The sequence below is a fragment of the Dehalococcoides sp. genome, from assembly GCF_041654235.1.
GTDB lineage: Bacteria > Chloroflexota > Dehalococcoidia > Dehalococcoidales > Dehalococcoidaceae > Dehalococcoides > Dehalococcoides mccartyi_B.
Window position 1 is genome coordinate 1 of record NZ_JBAZDW010000110.1, and the last position, 2,781, is coordinate 2,781.

At 47.1% G+C, this 2,781-nt stretch carries 2 protein-coding genes; one reads left to right on the forward strand and one right to left on the reverse strand.

Annotation, left to right across the window (positions count from 1 at the left end; genetic code table 11):
- Positions 1–39: 39 nt before the first annotated feature.
- On the reverse strand, positions 40–1,539 hold the full coding sequence (locus WC259_RS08255) for a reductive dehalogenase (RefSeq protein WP_015408006.1): 1,500 nt from the start codon (positions 1,537–1,539) through the stop codon (positions 40–42).
- A 439-nt stretch (positions 1,540–1,978) separates the two neighbouring features.
- On the opposite strand from WC259_RS08255, the gene WC259_RS08260 reads away from it, so the two are divergent.
- Positions 1,979–2,614 carry a DUF4389 domain-containing protein gene (locus tag WC259_RS08260; RefSeq protein ID WP_015408007.1) on the forward strand — a complete coding sequence of 212 codons (636 nt, stop codon included), beginning with the start codon at positions 1,979–1,981 and terminating at the stop codon, positions 2,612–2,614.
- The last annotated feature ends 167 nt before the right edge of the window (positions 2,615–2,781 follow it).

The window sequence follows — 2,781 nt, forward strand, 5'->3', positions numbered from 1 at the left end:
TATTAAACCAACTATTAACCACATATTTATTCTAACCTCCTAGTAACTTCCGCCCTGAATACCGCAGGTGCTGTCAAACCCGCCGATAGGCTGGGGCATGTCCCACCAGTTTTCAAGATCTTCACCTGCTCTGAGACCATAACCAAAGGCCTTGTCTGCCTGCCACAGGAAACTGTTGAAGACAGGAGTGGTAGACAAAGTGGCTTTGACATAATCATGGATAGCGTTTTTGCCGGTATTAAAGGTGCAGGTACCCATACAGGCACCGCAGGTACCCAGCTGGACTCTGCCCAGCCAGCAATCAACGCTGTTTGTCCAGAACTGTTTCTTGCCGGGTACGTGGGTGGTATCTTCCTGACCGTACAACTTGGGAATATCCCAGCTGGGCTCATGGTCAGTGGGAATAGCACTCCATGGGCAGGCATCAGCACACTTGGTGCAGGTATGGCAGAAACGCCACATGCCGGCATCAATGGGCGGAGTAGGCTCAAGCGGCAAATCGGTAATCAGGTGGAAAAGACCGGTTATTGAGCCGAATTCCGGGTTATTAAATGCACCTATATTACGGGCGCCTTCACCCAAGCCTGTCAGTATGGCACTGGCAATGGTCGGTACCGCACCATTCATGGGCAGAGTATATCCGTAACACTGGTAACCCAGAGACTTGATAAAAGCCTGAATCTTGGGCTGAATCTGTGCCATGGCAGTATACCGGCTAAGATTAGCCGCATTTTGAAGCGCCGAACTAGGTGAACACCGGAACATCTCCTTTGACATGGGGACAATGAAAGTAAACTCGTATAGAGGTACATTAGCAGGGAAGACCATCTTTTCAGCTGTATCATAGCCTACCGGCACATCTTCAAAAAAGTACTGCTTGCACTGGGTAAGGGGAGGCGGCCAAGCGCCTTGGTAAGCGGTAGCGGCATTGCCCTTATCAAAGGTGCGGAAGAGTTTATCCTTGTAACGCTGGGTAACTTCACCATAGCCTACTTGAGCAGCCCCGTAAAAGATTAAGGCGCTTCGGAGCATGCGGGAGTTTTCAGCCGGCGTTCCCTGATATTTAGCCACGCCGCGGGCTTCGGGAGTGGCTGTTGCCGGGCCCATAAAGCTAATGCTGGGGATCATACCCATTGCCATCGGCAGCATACTCATAACGCCTGCAGCCAAGGCCTGATCACGCACTTTCAATCCCGGGGTATCGTTTTTCAAACCGTCTGCAGTAAATTTTGCACCCACCGCATTGCGTCTGTTAACTTCTTCTTCGCCCAGGTATTTTATCTGCACTGACCGAACCTGACCTACCATGCGCCCGTCGGACCGATACATCATATCCCAGTCTATCTCGGTAGTGGGGTCATCTATTTCCCGGTTTTTTACCCACCAGGGGCGTTTCCATTCCGCACTGGGGGAAGCTGTTACATCATCCAGATCCTGAAATACAGGGGTAGCGGCAGCGGCAGTGCCAAGACCGGCACCAGTCAAACCCAAAGCCTTAACGAAATCACGGCGGCTAACTATTGAGTGAAAATTAGGCATATTCCATTTCTCCTTTTCATATGCTTACGGTCTTTCCCGTTGTCACCCAGTCTTCCCTGAGCGCCCAAGAGCCATCTTACCCCCTGTATCAAACAAAATCTGTTATTAGTAGCAATACGATGTTTGTATACGATGTTTGTATACGATTATATATCCTGCACACAGGGTCAAACAATCAGCAAAACGGATAATAATACTAAGCATTTAGTATAATTTGAGATATCGGCCTGATTTTCCGGTTGGAACAAACCCCTAAGTAACCGGAAATAAATATCCGCCATATATTGATACCGAGGCAGAGAAAGGTATAATACAGAGGATATAAATGCAGATCTGAAGAATACTTGAGGCTTACCTTTTAACACTTTTTGCGTCGGGAGCAGTTTTTAATATCCATAGCATCAGAGGGGCAAAAAAATATTTCAGCAGGAGAGATAACATGATGTCCAGTGTTACCCAGTATCCGGCCACACTAAGCGTTGATTATCAGGATAAACCCCGTGACAGGGTAAATGTAGCCTTCCGCCTTCTTATGATAATCCCTGTTGCCATAATCTTGTCTCTGATTAGCGGAGGCAGTTATAAATACACCATTGACCATATAACTTATTCCGCAGGTAATGCCGGAGGAATTATTATTCTGGCAACCGTACTTATGATTCTCTTTCAACAGAAGTACCCTAAATGGTGGTTTGACTGGAATCTGGCCCTCAGCCGTTTCAGTTACAGATTTATCTCTTATCTTACCCTGCTGAGGGATGAATACCCCTCAACAGACGAAGAGCAATCAGTCCACCTTAATCTGGTTTATCCGAATGTCAAAACTGACCTGAACCGCTGGATGCCGCTATTTAAATGGTTTTTAGCCATACCCCATTATATTTTGTTGGCTTTCCTGGGATTTGCCGCATTTATATGCACCATATTCGCTTGGTTTACCATTGTATTTACCGGTAAATACCCGAAGTCACTGTTTGATTTTGTAGTGGGGGTGCTGCGTTGGGGGCTCAGGGTATCCGCTTACTCCTCCCTGCTGATTACAGATATCTATCCGCCATTCAGTCTGGAACCATAAGCCAAGCCACAAATATACTAACGGCTAAAATATCAGACAGGCTAAAAACCAAACATGAGTGAAATATCTGATGGGACTATAGCTTTGCGGGGAGAGAGCGGCTTTAAAGCCGGCATACTGTTTCCTGCCTGCATTTGGCGGAACTGGAAGAAACTTGTTTAATTCTT

What these genes read in the sequence shown, in the direction of transcription:
- WC259_RS08260 (WP_015408007.1), top strand. Translation starts at nt 1,979, where the DNA reads ATGATGTCCAGTGTTACCCAGTATCCGGCCACACTAAGCGTTGATTAT.
- WC259_RS08255 (WP_015408006.1), bottom strand. Translation starts at nt 1,539, where the DNA reads ATGCCTAATTTTCACTCAATAGTTAGCCGCCGTGATTTCGTTAAGGCT.